This is a genomic window from Rickettsia endosymbiont of Polydrusus tereticollis, assembly GCF_964026385.1.
In the GTDB taxonomy this organism is placed as follows: domain Bacteria; phylum Pseudomonadota; class Alphaproteobacteria; order Rickettsiales; family Rickettsiaceae; genus Rickettsia.
In genome coordinates this window covers 682,390-701,561 of sequence record NZ_OZ032142.1, presented here as the reverse complement: position 1 = coordinate 701,561, position 19,172 = coordinate 682,390, and the positions used below count along the sequence as shown (strand labels likewise).

Below are 19,172 nucleotides of genomic sequence, written 5' to 3'. Positions count from 1 at the left end.
GGCTTGACCACGGTATCCAGAAAAAACCTTAATAAAAAGACTGGATGCCGTGGTCAAGCCACGGCATGACACCGTACGCTTTGCAAAAATTCGAGCCATGCAACAAAGCCTTCAATCGCTCACAATAACGATTCCGGTAGTCATGCAATAATGCCGGAATATATGACTGTTTTTTTATCTTCTTAAATGTAAATAATCGTTATACTTCAATAAATCTACACTGTAAGGGAAGAATTTATTAGTTATATAATATTCTAATAAGTTTATTAATCCTTGTTTGTGACGGCTTAAAGCTTCTTTGTTTAACTTTATTGCCGTTAATTGAATATAAGGCTCGGAACTCGAAATTTTTACGTAAGCGATGGTTATATCATGGTCAATATTAGGCATAATTGCAAAGCCGTTTTCTAATATCATTAAGCTTTCAATAATAAGCTGTGGCGATAGCCCCGAATCAATTTCTTTTTTACTTGGAATAGCACCGGTTTTATAGTCTAGTATAGTTACTTGATTTAATTTGTTGATTTCAATTCGATCGGCTATGCCGATAATTTTTAAATTATGCCCCGCAATATTTAGCTGTAATTCGCCTTTAAGCTCAAAATAAATATTTTTACAATTTTTTCTTTGCTCATCGTCAAACGAAATAAAAGCTTTAGCAAGCGGTAGGAGCTTTATTTGCCAGGTCTTTTTTGTGTATACCGGTAGAGTCGTGTTTTGCAAAATATTATTGCCGATATTTATTAGGAGTTGTTGCTTTATATTGGAATCGACATACTGATCATAGCTTTGGCGGTCATAATCCTTTGAATATTTCTCTAATACTTTATGGATAAAATTACCGAAATCCGATATTTTAGGTTCTTCCCAAATCATATCTTTTTTGCGTAAATTTAGAATTTTTTTAGCGTAAAAACTATATGGATTTCTTATTAGTATTTCTATATCGGTAACCGATAATATGTCCGGGAAAGTTTTACTATATGCTCCTTTAATTTGACCTTCTTTTGTTAGTTTTTTTTCATGCCGAACTTGTTTCGGTATCTTTATAGATGGATAACCGTACTGTAATTTCAATAAGAAGTTAGACGGGGTCGTAGATTTACCGTCCTGTTTTTTAGAGCGTAATATAATTACTTGTTTATTATGTAAAAACAAATAAAAATGATATAAAGATAAAGCCGTAAAGATTTCATCATAATTTATTTCTAACTGTTGCCGTGCTTCCTTGCTAAGCCACGGATGAATAGGGGTAGGCGGTGGCCAGTTTTCACCGGTAAAGTTTGGTAAAATCACTAAATCAAATTTTGATAGGGCTAAATCCTCTGCACAGCCGATTATTATATTAGCGGTGTCATTACTATTGAAATATCGCACGCTAGATATTAGAGAAGCAAAAATTTTTGGAAAATCTTGTTTGCTCTCAAGGGTTATATATCGGCTAAAATTTATTAAATTAGCCAAGAATTCTAATATTTCTTTCCCTCCTTCTTCTTGCCAAATGTTTGGATAAAGCTTTGCGGCGACTTCGCTAGTAGTTTTTAAAATATCCTGGATAGTATAGACTTTAGCCTCAAATAAAATGCTAATTAACTCCCTGCAATAGACTATTAGCTCTTCGTCCTCTGTTGCCTCTACTATCAATAATAAATATTTTGGAGAGGAGATAAAGCGATTTTTATTTGATAACAATATCTCTAATTTTTGAATTTCCAAGGAATTTATTAAAGGATTTTTTAGCAATAAAAATAATGTTTTTAAGTCGAAACCATTACATAATATTTTGCTAATAGTAACTAATATATGGCTAATATTAGTAGTTGCTAAATCATTACCGAGCAAATCCACGAATTCTAGCGAATATTTAAGTAAAGAATTACCGTATATTTCTTTAGCTTTTTGATTATTTACAATAATTGCGACTTTTTGACTGCTATTTTGTTGGCATATTAAAGCTATTTGCTGTGCTTCTTCGTAAATATTTAAGGGTTCTGCATAATATATATTATTAGGTGAAGTAGCAGGATCGGGAAAGCTTGCCTCAGGATTAATTATAGATACGGAAGGGATAGGTGCTAATTCTTGTAAAAACTTTTTGGACATAATATCCTTAGCAAATAATCCCGCTATTATCACTCCTTTGTTACTATTTTTTATTTTTGTTATTTCTTCTTGCAATATTGCCAATTTATAGGCGGCTCTATTTTGCTTCCCTAGCTCCTTTATTTTTGTTTGCCATCCGTCAAAGCCGTATTCTAAGAATTTATAAATTGTTTGCCAATATTTAGAATTATTATAAGTTTCAATAGATTTTATAGAAATATCATTGCTTATTAGTTCGTTAAATAATTTGCTTAAAAGTTCAGCTGCCTTTAGTGCTTCATTCATACTAAATTGCAACTTGTCGTAATTGATAATTATTTCCGCTAGGAGAAGTTTTTCTTCTAAAGGGGCTATCGGTTCATAATCTTCAGAGGTATTTTTTCTATCCGCAATAATAGCTGCGAAGGGGAGAATGGTCGGTAAAGTTGTGATTTGATAATCTAGGGTTAAAATTTTTTTTAGCTCCGTGCAAGCAAAATTATTAGGTAATATTATCTTAAGCTGCGGTTGCAAATTTTGTTTACCGAATTCATCAATAATAAATTTAGCCACTACTTCTAAAAAAGAAAAATTAAGAGAAATTTTATATAAATTCATGGGGGTTTTTTTTATAATGTACATACTTCCCACGTTATCGCAAGGGGCGTTGGTGTTGTTGCATGGATCTAAAAAAGTGCTATATGTCATTCCCGCTACCCCCGATGTCATTCCCGCGAAGGCGGGAATCCAGAGAATATTTAAACGAATTATGTAGTAAAATTTTATATAATTTTGCCTATTTTAAGTGTTTTTTCTGGATTCCTGCTTTCGCAGGAATGACATATAGCACTTTTTTTGATCCACGCAACAATGCCACACGGTTACCCTATCCCAAATATTTAGCATTCTCTTCTTTTACTAACTGCGTTAACTGCTCTATAGTCAAAATTTCCTGAGCTTCTACACCGAGTTTCCTGATCGTTACAGTGTTATTTTCCATTTCTTGCTTACCTATTACGGCGATTAACGGTACTTTTTGATTAGAAAATTCTCGAATCTTATAGTTAATTTTATCAGGAGAGATATTAATATCAACTCTTATATTATTGTTAATTAAAGCTTTTTGCACTTCAACAGCATAATCGTTTAAATCGCTAGTAATAGTAGCAATTGCTACTTGAACGGGAGCAAGCCAAAGCGGAAAACGACCGGCATATTCTTCGATTAAAATACCGATAAAGCGCTCAAAAGTACCTATAACGGCTCGATGAAGCATAACCGGTCTCTTTTTTTCGCCACTTGCCGCAATATAATTAGCGTCTAAACGCTCCGGCATAACAAAATCAACCTGCAGCGTACCACATTGCCATTCACGCCCTATTGCATCAGTCAAAACAAATTCAAGCTTTGGTCCATAAAATGCTCCGTCTCCCGGATTTAGAGTATATAAATAGCCCGCCTTTTTTACCGCTTCTTTTAAAGCATTTTCCGCCTTGTCCCAAACCTCATCACTGCCGGCTCTAACTACAGGACGATCCGAAAATTTAATTTTAAATTCAGTAAAACCGAAATCTTTATATATTTCCGTCAGTAACTTACAAAAACTTACTGTTTCACTAGTAATTTGCTCTTCAGTACAAAAAATATGAGCATCATCCTGGGCAAAACTTCTAACTCTCATAAGCCCGTGTAAAGCACCTGATGCTTCATTTCTATGGCATAAACCGAACTCAGACATACGCAAAGGTAAATCACGATAGCTTTTAATACCTTGCTTAAAAATTTGCACATGGCAAGGGCAATTCATCGGCTTTAAGGCTAAAGTTTTATCTTCTGCTTCTAAGGCAAACATATCTTCTCTAAATTTCTCCCAATGCCCTGAAGCTTCCCAAAGGCTTTTATCGACTAAAACCGGTGTTTTAACTTCTATGTAACCGGCTTTTTTAATCTTTCTTCTGATATATTGCTCAATAATATTATAAATATTAAAGCCTTTGTCATGCCAAAATACCATTCCTTGAGCTTCCTCTTGGAAGTGAAATAAATCTAACTCTTTTCCTAGCTTTCTATGATCACGTTTTTCTGCTTCTTCCAGCATATAAAGGTAGCTATCTAGCTGCTCTTTTGTAGCCCATGCAGTGCCGTAAATACGCTGCAACATGGGATTACGACTATCACCACGCCAGTAAGCACCTGCAACCTTCATTAACTTAAAATGCTTGACAAAACCTGTTGAAGGAGCATGCGGACCTCGACATAAATCAATAAAATTACCTTGCCGATAAAGGCTTATAGCTTCATCGCTTGGAATTGAGGCAATAATTTCCGCTTTATAATACTCACCTATTGACTTAAAAAACTCTACCGCCTTATCACGATCCCACAGCTCACGAGTAACTTGTTCATTTCTTTTGACAATTTCCTGCATTTTGGCTTCTATTTTTACCAAATCTTCCGTGGTAAACGGCTTATCTCGCACAAAATCGTAATAATAGCCATTTTCAATTGCTGGACCGATTGTTACTTGCGTTTCCGGAAATAATTCTTTCACCGCTTCGGCTGTTAAATGTGCTGCGTCGTGCCTTATTATCTCAAGACATTCAGTATCTTTAGCAGTTAAAATTCTTAATTTACAGTCAGTAGCGATTATAGTACTTAAATCTTTTAACTCACCGTTTATTTCAGCAATCATTGCTTGTTTTGCTAAAGAAGTAGAAATTTTATTTGCTACCTCAAAAGCACTAATATTTTTTTCAAATTGCTTGGAATTTCCATCGGGAAAAGTAATATTAATCATTATTTTATAACTTATAATTTGTTATTTAACGCCATTTATAAATGACGCTGTAAATTATAACGTATTTTATATTTATTTAAAAGAATTAAGGTACAGAAATTTCAGAGCGGGTTAAGGCAACGATGCCGCCTCGCCATGACGATTCCAGGAGTTCTGCAACAACGCCGGTAATTTGACGAAATAGAAAATGCCCGTTTCAGCGCTAAAGGAATCTCAATAATGTCGTGTCCCCCTACATTGCGGAAAGCGTGAACATCCGTAAAATTTGTTTTTATCCCACCTTCTTTCTCGTACAATCATTGCAGAATTACAGTGCGGGCATTTCACATTCCTAAGAGCCGGTTTACTAGGCTTGGATCCTTTTCCTCCTTTACATTTGTTGCAGAAACGACCATAGCCGCTGCGAAGTTTCCTATCTCTAACCCGGATATTGCATGAGATATAGGAGACAAAATCCTCGTAAAGCTGTATAATACTGGTATTTCATTAGAATAATACAAAGGATTTTGTCTCCTATATCTCATGCAATATCCGGGCTAGATTAGCACTGTTCCCGGTGCTTAGAAAAAATGGGGTAAGGGGCATTACATCTAAAATTTGAAAATAACGGCTTCAAAGCACTTTTTGGCAAAATTTTTACAAAAGTATCATTGCTAATATTATAAATTACTCAATTTCTTACTTTAAATCTCACTTCATGCAATATCCGGGCTAAAGTCGTCCCGTTCCTTTACCTTTTTGCATTGCGGACATTCCTTCATACACCCGCTTTGAAGGCCATCTATGTTTTTATGAATTTCGGTAACTATTGAGTGGTTGCCATAGGTTTTTTTTTTATAAGTCCTTCTAGGCGAAGGCTCAACGTTGCCACAGGGTCTTTGCCTACGTTAAAGCGGTTTAGCCTTAGGAAATTATAGCCGTAACTTTCCAGCACCTTTTCACGGTAAACATGCTTTTCCGTATGATATTCATCATAATTAAATTCATTCACTAAAGAAAAATCTTGGAAGTGGAATTCAAACCCGTCATATTCAATAATGATTTTATGTTGCTTACCTTCCGCATCTAGGTAAACAAGTAAGAAATCCACCACGAAGGTCGGGTGCGAGTAGCGTTTATCTAGCTGCTTAATATATTTGCCCAGAGGAAATTGCGTGTGCAGTTCAATAACGGCTTTATTGGTCTTGAAAAATGTCGTTTCCTGTATCCAGTGCAGCACTTTCTTTTCCATCGGTGAGCGTGAATCGGTGCTTTCCGAATTCGGCAGGTGTTTAGCTTCCTCACAGGTTTTTTGATAGTGTCGTAATGCTTCGCCGATTGAGCCGGTGTAATCTTCAAGCGGCTTGCTCAAGTAAAAATCCATGCGTTCTTTCGCACGGCTGAAGCCGACATTTAGACGCTGCAATTTGATTGTCCCGCCTTCTTCAAGCTCTACGCTAGTGCGATCTTTAATGAAAATACCCCAAAGCTTATCTGACACGGCACTTGCCACCATCGAATAAAGAATAATATCACGCTCCTCCCCTTGGCATGTGTCAAACGTCATAATTTTTAACTTATGCTGTTTGACAAAATGCTCATTATCAGGATGCTTTGAAAATGCGTCCACCAGTAATTTTTGCTGGTTAGTGTGCGGAGTAATAATGCCGATCGAGCGGTTAGGCTCCTCCCGAGCAATACGCTCAATTTCGGCAATAATTGCCTCACGCTCAAGCTGATTGCTATTTTCAATTAGTTCAATGCGTCCGTCATGCTCAATAAAGTTAAAGCGGATCGTGTTTTCTATCGGCGTGGCACGTATTTTAACCGCTTGTAGGTTATCACCGTAAAAATACTTACTGGAATATGAAATTAATTCCCGATAACCCCGAAAATGCTTTTTAAGCATGATGTTATAATTACTGATATGCTCAAAAAATTCGAGAACGGAAGTTTTGATATTGAACTTGCTAAGGCGTTCAAGTTTAGCGGATTCGTTCGAAATCGTTTCTACAAAAATACCACGCAAGCGGTTAAGATATTCTCGATTGGTGTCAGAACGTGCTTGGTTGGATTTAACATTGCTAAACTGCTTTTTATCACCGAGAACAATGATTTTTTTGCCACGTAGCAAAGCCGGAAATGCTTGAGCAATGCTGACCTGTGAAGCTTCATCTAAAATCACTAAATCAAAAATTTCCGATTCCAGCGGTATATATTGAGCAAAATCCCTAATACTGGCAAGTATACAGGGGAAGGATTTTTTAAGTTTATCAAAGCTGTTTTTATCAAAGCGTTGCTTTTTAGAAATCACGCCGGACAGCGTTTTAGCATCATTCTTGTGGTTTTCAAAGAAATTAACCACACGCTCATCCATTTTATAGGTCATCTGCGTGGTAACGAGTTCTTCAATCGTTTTCTTTTCCGCTATGTAATTATGTTCAGGGATTTTGTTAAAGTGATCATGTAGAGCATTTTTTAAGTAAAGATATCTTGCTAGCTCGTTAAACTCCGTTTCGGGATATTTAGTAAGGGTGTTGTCAGTAAAGCTAAAAATATTGCTGCTTTTCGCACCTATATTTGCAGCAGTTTTGCTATGCTGATTAAGGCGTGCCACGATATCGGAAATAGAATCTAATAAATCTTTGCGTTCAGTCGCCGTTGTCAGAGGCAAATTGAGTGTAAGTAACTGGTGAACGCTTTTATTGAAATCCTGCATAAACTCAAAGCCGCTAGCTATTTCTTGTGCCTCTTTCAGCTGCTTGCAAATTCTAAACAGTTCAGCAATGCTTTTCAGCTGCTCTAACTGCGTATGTGGTGCGATAAAATCATTAGCCAATTTTGCACCTAATTGCTCATTTAGTGCCGCAATCTGTCTTCCTTTGAAAAAAAAACGGACCAACTTGCTTTAAACTGCTCGCATTTCGTTATGTAGTTTTCCAAAGCAGCTAACCCCTCAGCAGAAGGATTGCGAATTTTAGCAATATGCTCCAGCCGGCTATTTGCCTTGATGCGTAAATCATCAACAATAGCCATGAAGGTAATAAAATGCCGGAATGCGGTTACGCTTCTATCGTTAGGGTAAAAATTCTTAAAAAGGTTCACCAGCCTACTTTGCGAGTCGTTAAGCTTATCCTTCAATTTCAGCATTTCCGCTCGGAGATTAATTAAACTATCTTCTAAAAGCCGGTCACCGTGTAACTCCATCAGATCCAGGGGTAAGTTTTCCGCTGCGGTAATTCGGTTTTCTAGTTTGATGAATTCAGCAATTTCGATCAGCTTGATTTTTTCGTAAGCGGTAACAGTGTTGCCGATCTAATTTTTTAGGTTCGATACTGACTGTTCAATATTGGTTTCAAGTTTTTTGTATTCGTTCTTAACCGCTTTGTAATGCTCCTTGATGCGTTCCATTGAGGTGGTGGAAAGGATTTTTGAGTAGGTATTACTTCCCCGTCCAAGCCGTAAAATAGGATTTTGAAACTCGCTATCTAACCTCACTTTATTCATAGTTTCAGTGATTTTATCTTCCACTACGTCCAGTGCTTCTTTCTTATCGGAAAGCACCAAAATGGATTGATTTTTAAGAATAGCATTGCATGCTATCGCCGTAATAGTGTGGCTTTTACCCGTACCCGGCGGACCTTCCACCGTGATATATTTGCAGTGTTTTTTATTTAGAGCACTGAGAATCTGCCTTTGCTCTTCATTCAGCGGGACAGGGCTAGCATAAACCAGCTTTTCGTTCAGCTCAGTATTATCCCAATCATGTTCAATTTCGGCTATCACCGAGACAGGGTTGTTTGTAATAAAATCATCCACCATCGATTGAAAGGCGGCAGCTAAAACGTTATCACCGCCATTTAACTTCTGAAAAACTTCTTCATAATCATTTACTAAGGATTCGTCTGATTTATTAAATAAACCGAGATAGCAGCTATTTGTAATCTGCAAGCCCCGCCCCTTAGCAACTTGGCGTTCCGGACTGTTAATATTAATGTAAGGAGTTAGTCCAAAATAGTTGATTGCTTCCTTAACCCGGATATTGCATGAGATATAGGAGACAAAATCCTCGTAAAGCTGTATAATACTGGTATTTCATTAGAATAATACAAAGGATTTTGTCATGACAAATTGTATAGCATATAGTTACCAGTTTTCCAAAGTAAAAAATCGGACAATAGAGATAAATTTCACTGGAGGTGATATTAGTAGCGATGGAGGTGTGTTGTTATTAAGAGAAGCAGATAAAAGGCTTGGTATAACAGAGGAGCTTGCTAAAATATTTCCTGATAGACGAGATGGTAGTAAAATTACCCATAATATGGCAACAATGCTGAGGCAACGAATTTATGGTATTGCATTAGGTTATGAAGATTTAAATGACCACAATTATCTACGAAAATGTCCTGCTATGCAAACAGCTATGGAAACAATTGATGATATGGCAAGTAGTTCTACCTTATGTCGTATAGAAAACAATGCTGATAGACACTTTGCAATTAAAGTGCATGAACTAATGCTTGATAAATTTATTAAGTCTCATAAAATAGTACCAAAGCAGCTAATACTTGATTTTGATGCTACGGATGATGAAATTCATGGGCAACAGGAAGGTAAGTTTTATCATGGTTATTACGGTCATAATTGCTTTTTACCTTTGTATGTTTTTTGTGGAAAGCATCTGTTAGTTAGTTATCTTAGGACGTCAAAGCAGGATCAAGCAAAACATTCTTGGGCAATATTATCATTGTTAGTAAAACGTTTTCGCCAAGCTTGGCCAGAGGTAAAGATTATTTTTCGTGGTGATAGTGGATTTTGTCGTCATCAGATGTTTGATTGGTGTGATATTCATAATATAAAATATATTGTAGGAATGCCCCAAAATAACAGACTAAATGAGTTACTGAAACCTACAATGGAGAAGTCAAAAGCAGCATTTATTATAACCCAAGAAAAGCAACGTCTTTTTAGTGAGTTTCCATATAAGGCTGGTAGTTGGAGTCATGAACGTAGAATAATTGGTAAGGCAGAAATGACAATGCTTGGAGAAAATCCAAGGTATATAGTAACTAATTTATCAGATAAACCTGAAGATTTATACGACAAAGTTTACTGTGGTCGTGGTGATATGGAAAACCGTATAAAAGAGCAACAACTAGAATTATTTGCAGATCGTACTTCTTGTCATAGATGGTGGGCTAATCAGCTCAGAATGATTTTATCGGGTCTTGCATACACTTTAGTAGAATATATCAGAGGTAATTTATTACAAGGTAGTGCATTAGCAAAAGCACAAATAGGTACAATACGTTTAAAATTATTAAAAATTGGGGTAGTAATTATCCGTAATACTAGGCGTATTAAGTTTTTGTTATCTTCATCATATCCTTACCGACAGGTATGGAATCATGTGATGAAGAAATTAGCATTAGAATAACCTAGATTAGCACTGTTCCCGGTGCTTAGAAAAAATGGGGTAAGGGGCATTACATCTAAAATTTGAAAATAACGGCTTCAAAGCACTTTTTGGCAAAATTTTTACAAAAGTATCATTGCTAATATTATAAATTACTCAATTTCTTACTTTAAATCTCACTTCATGCAATATCCGGGTTAAGTGCCAAGTCAATTTCTTTCATCAGATATCGGTGCTTTTCTGCAAGGTAAATAATGCGTTCAGCAAATGCACCCAGAGAGCCTTTACGGTCAATTGCGGCGTTGTAATTCTGTGCTATAAATTGCACCGCTTTTTTGTTCACATATAAGAGAGAATCAAAACTAAAGGTACAATATTCCGTGCTTTTCTGTATCTGAATGGGAATATAAAATAGCGGGTAAGTTTTATTTTTATAGCTGATATCACAGAAATATAAGTAAAATTCCTGCTTTTCCATAAGGCTCTTGTTATTGACCAGTTCAGAAACCTCAAAAAATAAGTCGCCGGAGGCAAAACCCTTAAAAAAGCTTTCTAACTTATTTTGCACGTCCTTAAGTTCAAAAACCCGCTCTAGCGATTGCTCAGTCTCGATCTCTTTTCCTAAGCTAATCTGGTTGATGATCGAAGACACCGCATCTTCCAGTGAGTGTATTAAAATGTCAGTGCATTCTTCCTCAATTTGATATACGGAATCAATCGTAGCCGTGCGGATTTTATCTAACGGCTCTCGAATTTTCTCCACGAAAGAGGCAAGGAAGTTTTCACGAATGACTCGGGCAATGCCGTCAAGTGCAAAGGTTACGGCGGCGGTGGTATCGTTAGGGCTTTTGGATATCCCTAACTCTATTTCATTGTGGAACAGTTTTATAACCGTCTCAACTTCTTCTGACTTAATCGCAGCTATTTGGTCTTGCACTAGCTGCAGGAGAGATTGAGGAATAGCGGTGGTATGTATACCACGCTTAAGCTCGTTGAGAGTGCCGTCTTCAAAGCCGCTTCTAATGACTTTCCACACTAGTGAGGTGTATTTTTTGTATTTGTTAAGGTTTATGCAAACTTGCAGGTTATTACTGTTGCGATGCTGGATATGACGTTTAGGGTTTTTAACTTTATGAAAATCGGTTTCCAAGAAGTCCATGAAGTAACGAGCCACTTCCGTTACAAACGGTATAACCCCTTTTGGTTCAGGTTCTTGTTTTGCTGATACCGATATCGTCATTTGCTCCCATTCCTGTTTGACATTGCTTTTCTGCAAAGCAATCCAATTTTTTTAAGCCTTGACGCTTAAAACTCCTTACATAAAAATAGGGTAAAATTTTCTAAAGATAAAGCTTTTTATTAGAATGGGTTAGTTGCAATTCAACTTTTAATCCCCGGCGTTGTATCTGTGCCGGCAAGGGGCGTTGTTGCATGGATATCCCAAACGTCATTGCGAGCGACTGAAAGCGTTATAAAAGTAGTAGTATGTCATTCCCGCAAAAGCGGGAATCCAGAAAAAACACTTAAAATAAACAAAATTATATAAAAATTTACTATATAATTCGCTTAAATATTCTCTGGATTCCCGCTTTCGCGGGAATGACATACAAGCACTTTTTTTGAGCCACGTAACAACGCCAAAACTTGTTCAGCATGGTAAAAACTAGATTGCCACAGCCACTTCGTGGCTTCGCAATGACGGAGTTTTTATTAATTTTCAAGCCATGCAACAACTATGCTCATTGATTTTCGTCTTTAAACTATCAAAAACATTTTTATGTTCATGTATATTATTTTTTGCTAAGTCATCTAATCCTTCAGTAATAGCCATAAGTATTTTCATAAAATCATTTAAAATTTTAACTTTAATATATATTATGGTTAGTTATTAAACAAATATATTATATGACTTCCCGGAGTAAGTTTGCAAAAATCCAGCCTATCCCTTTTTTATGGTCTGTTATAAAGCCGTATAAATATCTATATCTTGTTATGATGATTGCACCGTTTGCGGGTAGCATTCATCCTATTATATATAACTATGCCGTAAAGCTTTTACTTGATTTATTTACTCAAAATGAGCAAATTACATTTGCACAAAGTTATAAGCCGGTAACGTGGTTTATAATGGCACAAGTTATACTTGATGGAGCTTGGCGTGCTCACAATTTTGCACAACTTAAAGCCATGCCTTATGTTTTTCAAGGTATGATGAATAAAATATGTAGCCACTGTTTTAATTTGCCGTACATCTATTTTCAAAATAATCTTTCCGGCTCCATAGTAGGAAGAATACGTGGCATAGGTGATAATTATCATAAAATGCACCAAGCAATTGAATATAAATTAAGCCAACCTCTACTTATTACGTTGTTTTCCGGTATTGTACTTGCTTTTATTAATATCAAAATATTTACTGTTATTATGGCCTTTACCGCCACTTATTTACTGCTTGCATTGCGGTTTTTTACCAAACTTGCTAAAATGGAACAAGCTAGGCAAGATGCGTGGTATAATTTGTTTGGTATAGTAGCTGATTGTATTAGCAACATCTTTACTATTTTTTCATTTGCCGCAAAAAAGCGAGAATTAAATAAGATAAATGATTGCTACAATAATGTACATAATCCTTTAGCGATTAAATATTATAAATATGATCTAATTATCTCTATAATACTGTCCTTGGTGTATTGGGTATATTTGATAGGGGTATTTGTATATGTAATTTATTTGCGTAATCTAGGCGAAATTGGCATTGGTGATATCGCTTTTATTATGTCACTAACTTTTTTATTTGCTGAAAATTCTTGGCATGCTACTATGGCAGTTAAAGACTTTTTAGAAGATGTAGCCGCTTTTCGTTCGAGCTTTACAATAATGCAAACCCCGCAAGATACCATAGATAAAGAAAATGCGACTGAATTAAAAATTTCTAACCCGGATATTGCATGAGATATAGGAGACAAAATCCTCGTAAAGCTGTATAATACTGGTATTTCATTAGAATAATACAAAGGATTTTGTCATGACAAATTGTATAGCATATAGTTACCAGTTTTCCAAAGTAAAAAATCGGACAATAGAGATAAATTTCACTGGAGGTGATATTAGTAGCGATGGAGGTGTGTTGTTATTAAGAGAAGCAGATAAAAGGCTTGGTATAACAGAGGAGCTTGCTAAAATATTTCCTGATAGACGAGATGGTAGTAAAATTACCCATAATATGGCAACAATGCTGAGGCAACGAATTTATGGTATTGCATTAGGTTATGAAGATTTAAATGACCACAATTATCTACGAAAATGTCCTGCTATGCAAACAGCTATGGAAACAATTGATGATATGGCAAGTAGTTCTACCTTATGTCGTATAGAAAACAATGCTGATAGACACTTTGCAATTAAAGTGCATGAACTAATGCTTGATAAATTTATTAAGTCTCATAAAATAGTACCAAAGCAGCTAATACTTGATTTTGATGCTACGGATGATGAAATTCATGGGCAACAGGAAGGTAAGTTTTATCATGGTTATTACGGTCATAATTGCTTTTTACCTTTGTATGTTTTTTGTGGAAAGCATCTGTTAGTTAGTTATCTTAGGACGTCAAAGCAGGATCAAGCAAAACATTCTTGGGCAATATTATCATTGTTAGTAAAACGTTTTCGCCAAGCTTGGCCAGAGGTAAAGATTATTTTTCGTGGTGATAGTGGATTTTGTCGTCATCAGATGTTTGATTGGTGTGATATTCATAATATAAAATATATTGTAGGAATGCCCCAAAATAACAGACTAAATGAGTTACTGAAACCTACAATGGAGAAGTCAAAAGCAGCATTTATTATAACCCAAGAAAAGCAACGTCTTTTTAGTGAGTTTCCATATAAGGCTGGTAGTTGGAGTCATGAACGTAGAATAATTGGTAAGGCAGAAATGACAATGCTTGGAGAAAATCCAAGGTATATAGTAACTAATTTATCAGATAAACCTGAAGATTTATACGACAAAGTTTACTGTGGTCGTGGTGATATGGAAAACCGTATAAAAGAGCAACAACTAGAATTATTTGCAGATCGTACTTCTTGTCATAGATGGTGGGCTAATCAGCTCAGAATGATTTTATCGGGTCTTGCATACACTTTAGTAGAATATATCAGAGGTAATTTATTACAAGGTAGTGCATTAGCAAAAGCACAAATAGGTACAATACGTTTAAAATTATTAAAAATTGGGGTAGTAATTATCCGTAATACTAGGCGTATTAAGTTTTTGTTATCTTCATCATATCCTTACCGACAGGTATGGAATCATGTGATGAAGAAATTAGCATTAGAATAACCTAGATTAGCACTGTTCCCGGTGCTTAGAAAAAATGGGGTAAGGGGCATTACATCTAAAATTTGAAAATAACGGCTTCAAAGCACTTTTTGGCAAAATTTTTACAAAAGTATCATTGCTAATATTATAAATTACTCAATTTCTTACTTTAAATCTCACTTCATGCAATATCCGGGTTAAGTGCCAAGTCAATTTCTTTCATCAGATATCGGTGCTTTTCTGCAAGGTAAATAATGCGTTCAGCAAATGCACCCAGAGAGCCTTTACGGTCAATTGCGGCGTTGTAATTCTGTGCTATAAATTGCACCGCTTTTTTGTTCACATATAAGAGAGAATCAAAACTAAAGGTACAATATTCCGTGCTTTTCTGTATCTGAATGGGAATATAAAATAGCGGGTAAGTTTTATTTTTATAGCTGATATCACAGAAATATAAGTAAAATTCCTGCTTTTCCATAAGGCTCTTGTTATTGACCAGTTCAGAAACCTCAAAAAATAAGTCGCCGGAGGCAAAACCCTTAAAAAAGCTTTCTAACTTATTTTGCACGTCCTTAAGTTCAAAAACCCGCTCTAGCGATTGCTCAGTCTCGATCTCTTTTCCTAAGCTAATCTGGTTGATGATCGAAGACACCGCATCTTCCAGTGAGTGTATTAAAATGTCAGTGCATTCTTCCTCAATTTGATATACGGAATCAATCGTAGCCGTGCGGATTTTATCTAACGGCTCTCGAATTTTCTCCACGAAAGAGGCAAGGAAGTTTTCACGAATGACTCGGGCAATGCCGTCAAGTGCAAAGGTTACGGCGGCGGTGGTATCGTTAGGGCTTTTGGATATCCCTAACTCTATTTCATTGTGGAACAGTTTTATAACCGTCTCAACTTCTTCTGACTTAATCGCAGCTATTTGGTCTTGCACTAGCTGCAGGAGAGATTGAGGAATAGCGGTGGTATGTATACCACGCTTAAGCTCGTTGAGAGTGCCGTCTTCAAAGCCGCTTCTAATGACTTTCCACACTAGTGAGGTGTATTTTTTGTATTTGTTAAGGTTTATGCAAACTTGCAGGTTATTACTGTTGCGATGCTGGATATGACGTTTAGGGTTTTTAACTTTATGAAAATCGGTTTCCAAGAAGTCCATGAAGTAACGAGCCACTTCCGTTACAAACGGTATAACCCCTTTTGGTTCAGGTTCTTGTTTTGCTGATACCGATATCGTCATTTGCTCCCATTCCTGTTTGACATTGCTTTTCTGCAAAGCAATCCAATTTTTTTAAGCCTTGACGCTTAAAACTCCTTACATAAAAATAGGGTAAAATTTTCTAAAGATAAAGCTTTTTATTAGAATGGGTTAGTTGCAATTCAACTTTTAATCCCCGGCGTTGTATCTGTGCCGGCAAGGGGCGTTGTTGCATGGATATCCCAAACGTCATTGCGAGCGACTGAAAGCGTTATAAAAGTAGTAGTATGTCATTCCCGCAAAAGCGGGAATCCAGAAAAAACACTTAAAATAAACAAAATTATATAAAAATTTACTATATAATTCGCTTAAATATTCTCTGGATTCCCGCTTTCGCGGGAATGACATACAAGCACTTTTTTTGAGCCACGTAACAACGCCAAAACTTGTTCAGCATGGTAAAAACTAGATTGCCACAGCCACTTCGTGGCTTCGCAATGACGGAGTTTTTATTAATTTTCAAGCCATGCAACAACTATGCTCATTGATTTTCGTCTTTAAACTATCAAAAACATTTTTATGTTCATGTATATTATTTTTTGCTAAGTCATCTAATCCTTCAGTAATAGCCATAAGTATTTTCATAAAATCATTTAAAATTTTAACTTTAATATATATTATGGTTAGTTATTAAACAAATATATTATATGACTTCCCGGAGTAAGTTTGCAAAAATCCAGCCTATCCCTTTTTTATGGTCTGTTATAAAGCCGTATAAATATCTATATCTTGTTATGATGATTGCACCGTTTGCGGGTAGCATTCATCCTATTATATATAACTATGCCGTAAAGCTTTTACTTGATTTATTTACTCAAAATGAGCAAATTACATTTGCACAAAGTTATAAGCCGGTAACGTGGTTTATAATGGCACAAGTTATACTTGATGGAGCTTGGCGTGCTCACAATTTTGCACAACTTAAAGCCATGCCTTATGTTTTTCAAGGTATGATGAATAAAATATGTAGCCACTGTTTTAATTTGCCGTACATCTATTTTCAAAATAATCTTTCCGGCTCCATAGTAGGAAGAATACGTGGCATAGGTGATAATTATCATAAAATGCACCAAGCAATTGAATATAAATTAAGCCAACCTCTACTTATTACGTTGTTTTCCGGTATTGTACTTGCTTTTATTAATATCAAAATATTTACTGTTATTATGGCCTTTACCGCCACTTATTTACTGCTTGCATTGCGGTTTTTTACCAAACTTGCTAAAATGGAACAAGCTAGGCAAGATGCGTGGTATAATTTGTTTGGTATAGTAGCTGATTGTATTAGCAACATCTTTACTATTTTTTCATTTGCCGCAAAAAAGCGAGAATTAAATAAGATAAATGATTGCTACAATAATGTACATAATCCTTTAGCGATTAAATATTATAAATATGATCTAATTATCTCTATAATACTGTCCTTGGTGTATTGGGTATATTTGATAGGGGTATTTGTATATGTAATTTATTTGCGTAATCTAGGCGAAATTGGCATTGGTGATATCGCTTTTATTATGTCACTAACTTTTTTATTTGCTGAAAATTCTTGGCATGCTACTATGGCAGTTAAAGACTTTTTAGAAGATGTAGCCGCTTTTCGTTCGAGCTTTACAATAATGCAAACCCCGCAAGATACCATAGATAAAGAAAATGCGACTGAATTAAAAATTTCTAACCCGGATATTGCATGAGATATAGGAGACAAAATCCTCGTAAAGCTGTATAATACTGGTATTTCATTAGAATAATACAAAGGATTTTGTCATGACAAATTGTATAGCATATAGTTACCAGTTTTCCAAAGTAAAAAATCGGACAATAGAGATAAATTTCACTGGAGGTGATATTAGTAGCGATGGAGGTGTGTTGTTATTAAGAGAAGCAGATAAAAGGCTTGGTATAACAGAGGAGCTTGCTAAAATATTTCCTGATAGACGAGATGGTAGTAAAATTACCCATAATATGGCAACAATGCTGAGGCAACGAATTTATGGTATTGCATTAGGTTATGAAGATTTAAATGACCACAATTATCTACGAAAATGTCCTGCTATGCAAACAGCTATGGAAACAATTGATGATATGGCAAGTAGTTCTACCTTATGTCGTATAGAAAACAATGCTGATAGACACTTTGCAATTAAAGTGCATGAACTAATGCTTGATAAATTTATTAAGTCTCATAAAATAGTACCAAAGCAGCTAATACTTGATTTTGATGCTACGGATGATGAAATTCATGGGCAACAGGAAGGTAAGTTTTATCATGGTTATTACGGTCATAATTGCTTTTTACCTTTGTATGTTTTTTGTGGAAAGCATCTGTTAGTTAGTTATCTTAGGAGGTCAAAGCAGGATCAAGCAAAACATTCTTGGGCAATATTATCATTGTTAGTAAAACGTTTTCGCCAAGCTTGGCCAGAGGTAAAGATTATTTTTCGTGGTGATAGTGGATTTTGTCGTCATCAGATGTTTGATTGGTGTGATATTCATAATATAAAATATATTGTAGGAATGCCCCAAAATAACAGACTAAATGAGTTACTGAAACCTACAATGGAGAAGTCAAAAGCAGCATTTATTATAACCCAAGAAAAGCAACGTCTTTTTAGTGAGTTTCCATATAAGGCTGGTAGTTGGAGTCATGAACGTAGAATAATTGGTAAGGCAGAAATGACAATGCTTGGAGAAAATCCAAGGTATATAGTAACTAATTTATCAGATAAACCTGAAGATTTATACGACAAAGTTTACTGTGGTCGTGGTGATATGGAAAACCGTATAAAAGAGCAACAACTAGAATTATTTGCAGATCGTACTTCTTGTCATAGATGGTGGGCTAATCAGCTCAGAATGATTTTATCGGGTCTTGCATACACTTTAGTAGAATATATCAGAGGTAATTTATTACAAGGTAGTGCATTAGCAAAAGCACAAATAGGTACAATACGTTTAAAATTATTAAAAATTGGGGTAGTAATTATCCGTAATACTAGGCGTATTAAGTTTTTGTTATCTTCATCATATCCTTACCGACAGGTATGGAATCATGTGATGAAGAAATTAGCATTAGAATAACCTAGATTAGCACTGTTCCCGGTGCTTAGAAAAAATGGGGTAAGGGGCATTACATCTAAAATTTGAAAATAACGGCTTCAAAGCACTTTTTGGCAAAATTTTTACAAAAGTATCATTGCTAATATTATAAATTACTCAATTTCTTACTTTAAATCTCACTTCATGCAATATCCGGGCTAAAGGGGAAATCATATTTAAAGAAATATCTTTTGCTTATAAAGATGGCAGTAAGGTATTTGAG

The 19,172-nt window shown here is 35.6% G+C and carries 14 protein-coding genes; 5 read left to right on the top strand and 9 right to left on the bottom strand.

The window, feature by feature from the left end; all coding sequences use genetic code 11:
- Positions 1-174 precede the first annotated feature (174 nt).
- The 7 genes from AAGD48_RS03220 to AAGD48_RS03195 form a co-directional block, all read right to left on the bottom strand.
- On the bottom strand, positions 175-2,685 hold the full coding sequence (locus tag AAGD48_RS03220; RefSeq protein WP_341790718.1) for a PD-(D/E)XK nuclease family protein: 2,511 nt from the start codon (positions 2,683-2,685) through the stop codon (positions 175-177).
- 283 nt (positions 2,686-2,968) lie between these two features.
- Complete coding sequence (gene thrS, locus AAGD48_RS03215) at positions 2,969-4,879, bottom strand: threonine--tRNA ligase (protein ID WP_341790423.1); 1,911 nt, start codon at positions 4,877-4,879, stop codon at positions 2,969-2,971.
- 213 nt (positions 4,880-5,092) lie between these two features.
- Positions 5,093-5,179, bottom strand: coding sequence for a hypothetical protein (locus AAGD48_RS10620; protein WP_410526032.1), 87 nt, complete (start codon positions 5,177-5,179; stop codon positions 5,093-5,095).
- A 23-nt stretch (positions 5,180-5,202) separates the two neighbouring features.
- On the bottom strand, positions 5,203-5,331 hold the full coding sequence (locus AAGD48_RS03210) for a hypothetical protein (RefSeq protein ID WP_341790422.1): 129 nt from the start codon (positions 5,329-5,331) through the stop codon (positions 5,203-5,205).
- 353 nt (positions 5,332-5,684) lie between these two features.
- Entirely contained in the window at positions 5,685-7,697 is a 2,013-nt protein-coding gene (locus tag AAGD48_RS03205; protein ID WP_341790421.1) for an AAA domain-containing protein, read from the bottom strand.
- A 20-nt stretch (positions 7,698-7,717) separates the two neighbouring features.
- Complete coding sequence (locus AAGD48_RS03200) at positions 7,718-8,065, bottom strand: hypothetical protein (RefSeq protein ID WP_341790420.1); 348 nt, start codon at positions 8,063-8,065, stop codon at positions 7,718-7,720.
- A gap of 108 nt (positions 8,066-8,173) precedes the next feature.
- Positions 8,174-8,809 carry an AAA domain-containing protein gene (locus AAGD48_RS03195; RefSeq protein WP_341790419.1) on the bottom strand — a complete coding sequence of 212 codons (636 nt, stop codon included), beginning with the start codon at positions 8,807-8,809 and terminating at the stop codon, positions 8,174-8,176.
- A gap of 172 nt (positions 8,810-8,981) precedes the next feature.
- Between AAGD48_RS03195 and AAGD48_RS03190 the strand changes: the two genes are divergently transcribed.
- Positions 8,982-10,295: an IS1380 family transposase gene (locus AAGD48_RS03190; RefSeq protein ID WP_341789277.1), complete on the top strand. Its 1,314-nt coding sequence runs from the start codon at positions 8,982-8,984 to the stop codon at positions 10,293-10,295.
- A gap of 160 nt (positions 10,296-10,455) precedes the next feature.
- Here the strand turns inward: AAGD48_RS03190 and AAGD48_RS03185 are convergent, their stop codons facing one another.
- Positions 10,456-11,514 (bottom strand): hypothetical protein, encoded by a 1,059-nt coding sequence (locus tag AAGD48_RS03185; protein WP_341789576.1) that lies wholly within the window; start codon positions 11,512-11,514, stop codon positions 10,456-10,458.
- Between the two features lie 752 nt (positions 11,515-12,266).
- Here AAGD48_RS03185 and AAGD48_RS03180 point away from each other — a divergent pair.
- A complete protein-coding gene (locus AAGD48_RS03180) occupies positions 12,267-13,226 on the top strand; it encodes an ABC transporter transmembrane domain-containing protein (protein WP_341789575.1) in 960 nt (319 codons plus the stop codon).
- A 73-nt stretch (positions 13,227-13,299) separates the two neighbouring features.
- A complete protein-coding gene (locus AAGD48_RS03175) occupies positions 13,300-14,613 on the top strand; it encodes an IS1380 family transposase (RefSeq protein WP_341789277.1) in 1,314 nt (437 codons plus the stop codon).
- 160 nt (positions 14,614-14,773) lie between these two features.
- On the opposite strand, the gene AAGD48_RS03170 is transcribed toward AAGD48_RS03175, so the two are convergent.
- Entirely contained in the window at positions 14,774-15,832 is a 1,059-nt protein-coding gene (locus tag AAGD48_RS03170) for a hypothetical protein (protein WP_341789576.1), read from the bottom strand.
- A gap of 752 nt (positions 15,833-16,584) precedes the next feature.
- Here AAGD48_RS03170 and AAGD48_RS03165 point away from each other — a divergent pair.
- Positions 16,585-17,544: an ABC transporter transmembrane domain-containing protein gene (locus AAGD48_RS03165; protein ID WP_341789575.1), complete on the top strand. Its 960-nt coding sequence runs from the start codon at positions 16,585-16,587 to the stop codon at positions 17,542-17,544.
- A gap of 73 nt (positions 17,545-17,617) precedes the next feature.
- Positions 17,618-18,931 carry an IS1380 family transposase gene (locus AAGD48_RS03160; RefSeq protein WP_341790418.1) on the top strand — a complete coding sequence of 438 codons (1,314 nt, stop codon included), beginning with the start codon at positions 17,618-17,620 and terminating at the stop codon, positions 18,929-18,931.
- Positions 18,932-19,172: the final 241 nt, after the last annotated feature.

What these genes read in the sequence shown, in the direction of transcription:
- AAGD48_RS03160 (WP_341790418.1), top strand. Translation starts at nt 17,618, where the DNA reads ATGACAAATTGTATAGCATATAGTTACCAGTTTTCCAAAGTAAAAAAT.
- AAGD48_RS03190 (WP_341789277.1), top strand. Translation starts at nt 8,982, where the DNA reads ATGACAAATTGTATAGCATATAGTTACCAGTTTTCCAAAGTAAAAAAT.
- AAGD48_RS03200 (WP_341790420.1), bottom strand. Translation starts at nt 8,065, where the DNA reads ATGGAGTTACACGGTGACCGGCTTTTAGAAGATAGTTTAATTAATCTC.
- AAGD48_RS10620 (WP_410526032.1), bottom strand. Translation starts at nt 5,179, where the DNA reads ATGATTGTACGAGAAAGAAGGTGGGATAAAAACAAATTTTACGGATGT.
- AAGD48_RS03165 (WP_341789575.1), top strand. Translation starts at nt 16,585, where the DNA reads ATGATGATTGCACCGTTTGCGGGTAGCATTCATCCTATTATATATAAC.
- AAGD48_RS03180 (WP_341789575.1), top strand. Translation starts at nt 12,267, where the DNA reads ATGATGATTGCACCGTTTGCGGGTAGCATTCATCCTATTATATATAAC.
- AAGD48_RS03170 (WP_341789576.1), bottom strand. Translation starts at nt 15,832, where the DNA reads ATGACGATATCGGTATCAGCAAAACAAGAACCTGAACCAAAAGGGGTT.
- AAGD48_RS03175 (WP_341789277.1), top strand. Translation starts at nt 13,300, where the DNA reads ATGACAAATTGTATAGCATATAGTTACCAGTTTTCCAAAGTAAAAAAT.
- AAGD48_RS03185 (WP_341789576.1), bottom strand. Translation starts at nt 11,514, where the DNA reads ATGACGATATCGGTATCAGCAAAACAAGAACCTGAACCAAAAGGGGTT.
- thrS (WP_341790423.1), bottom strand. Translation starts at nt 4,879, where the DNA reads ATGATTAATATTACTTTTCCCGATGGAAATTCCAAGCAATTTGAAAAA.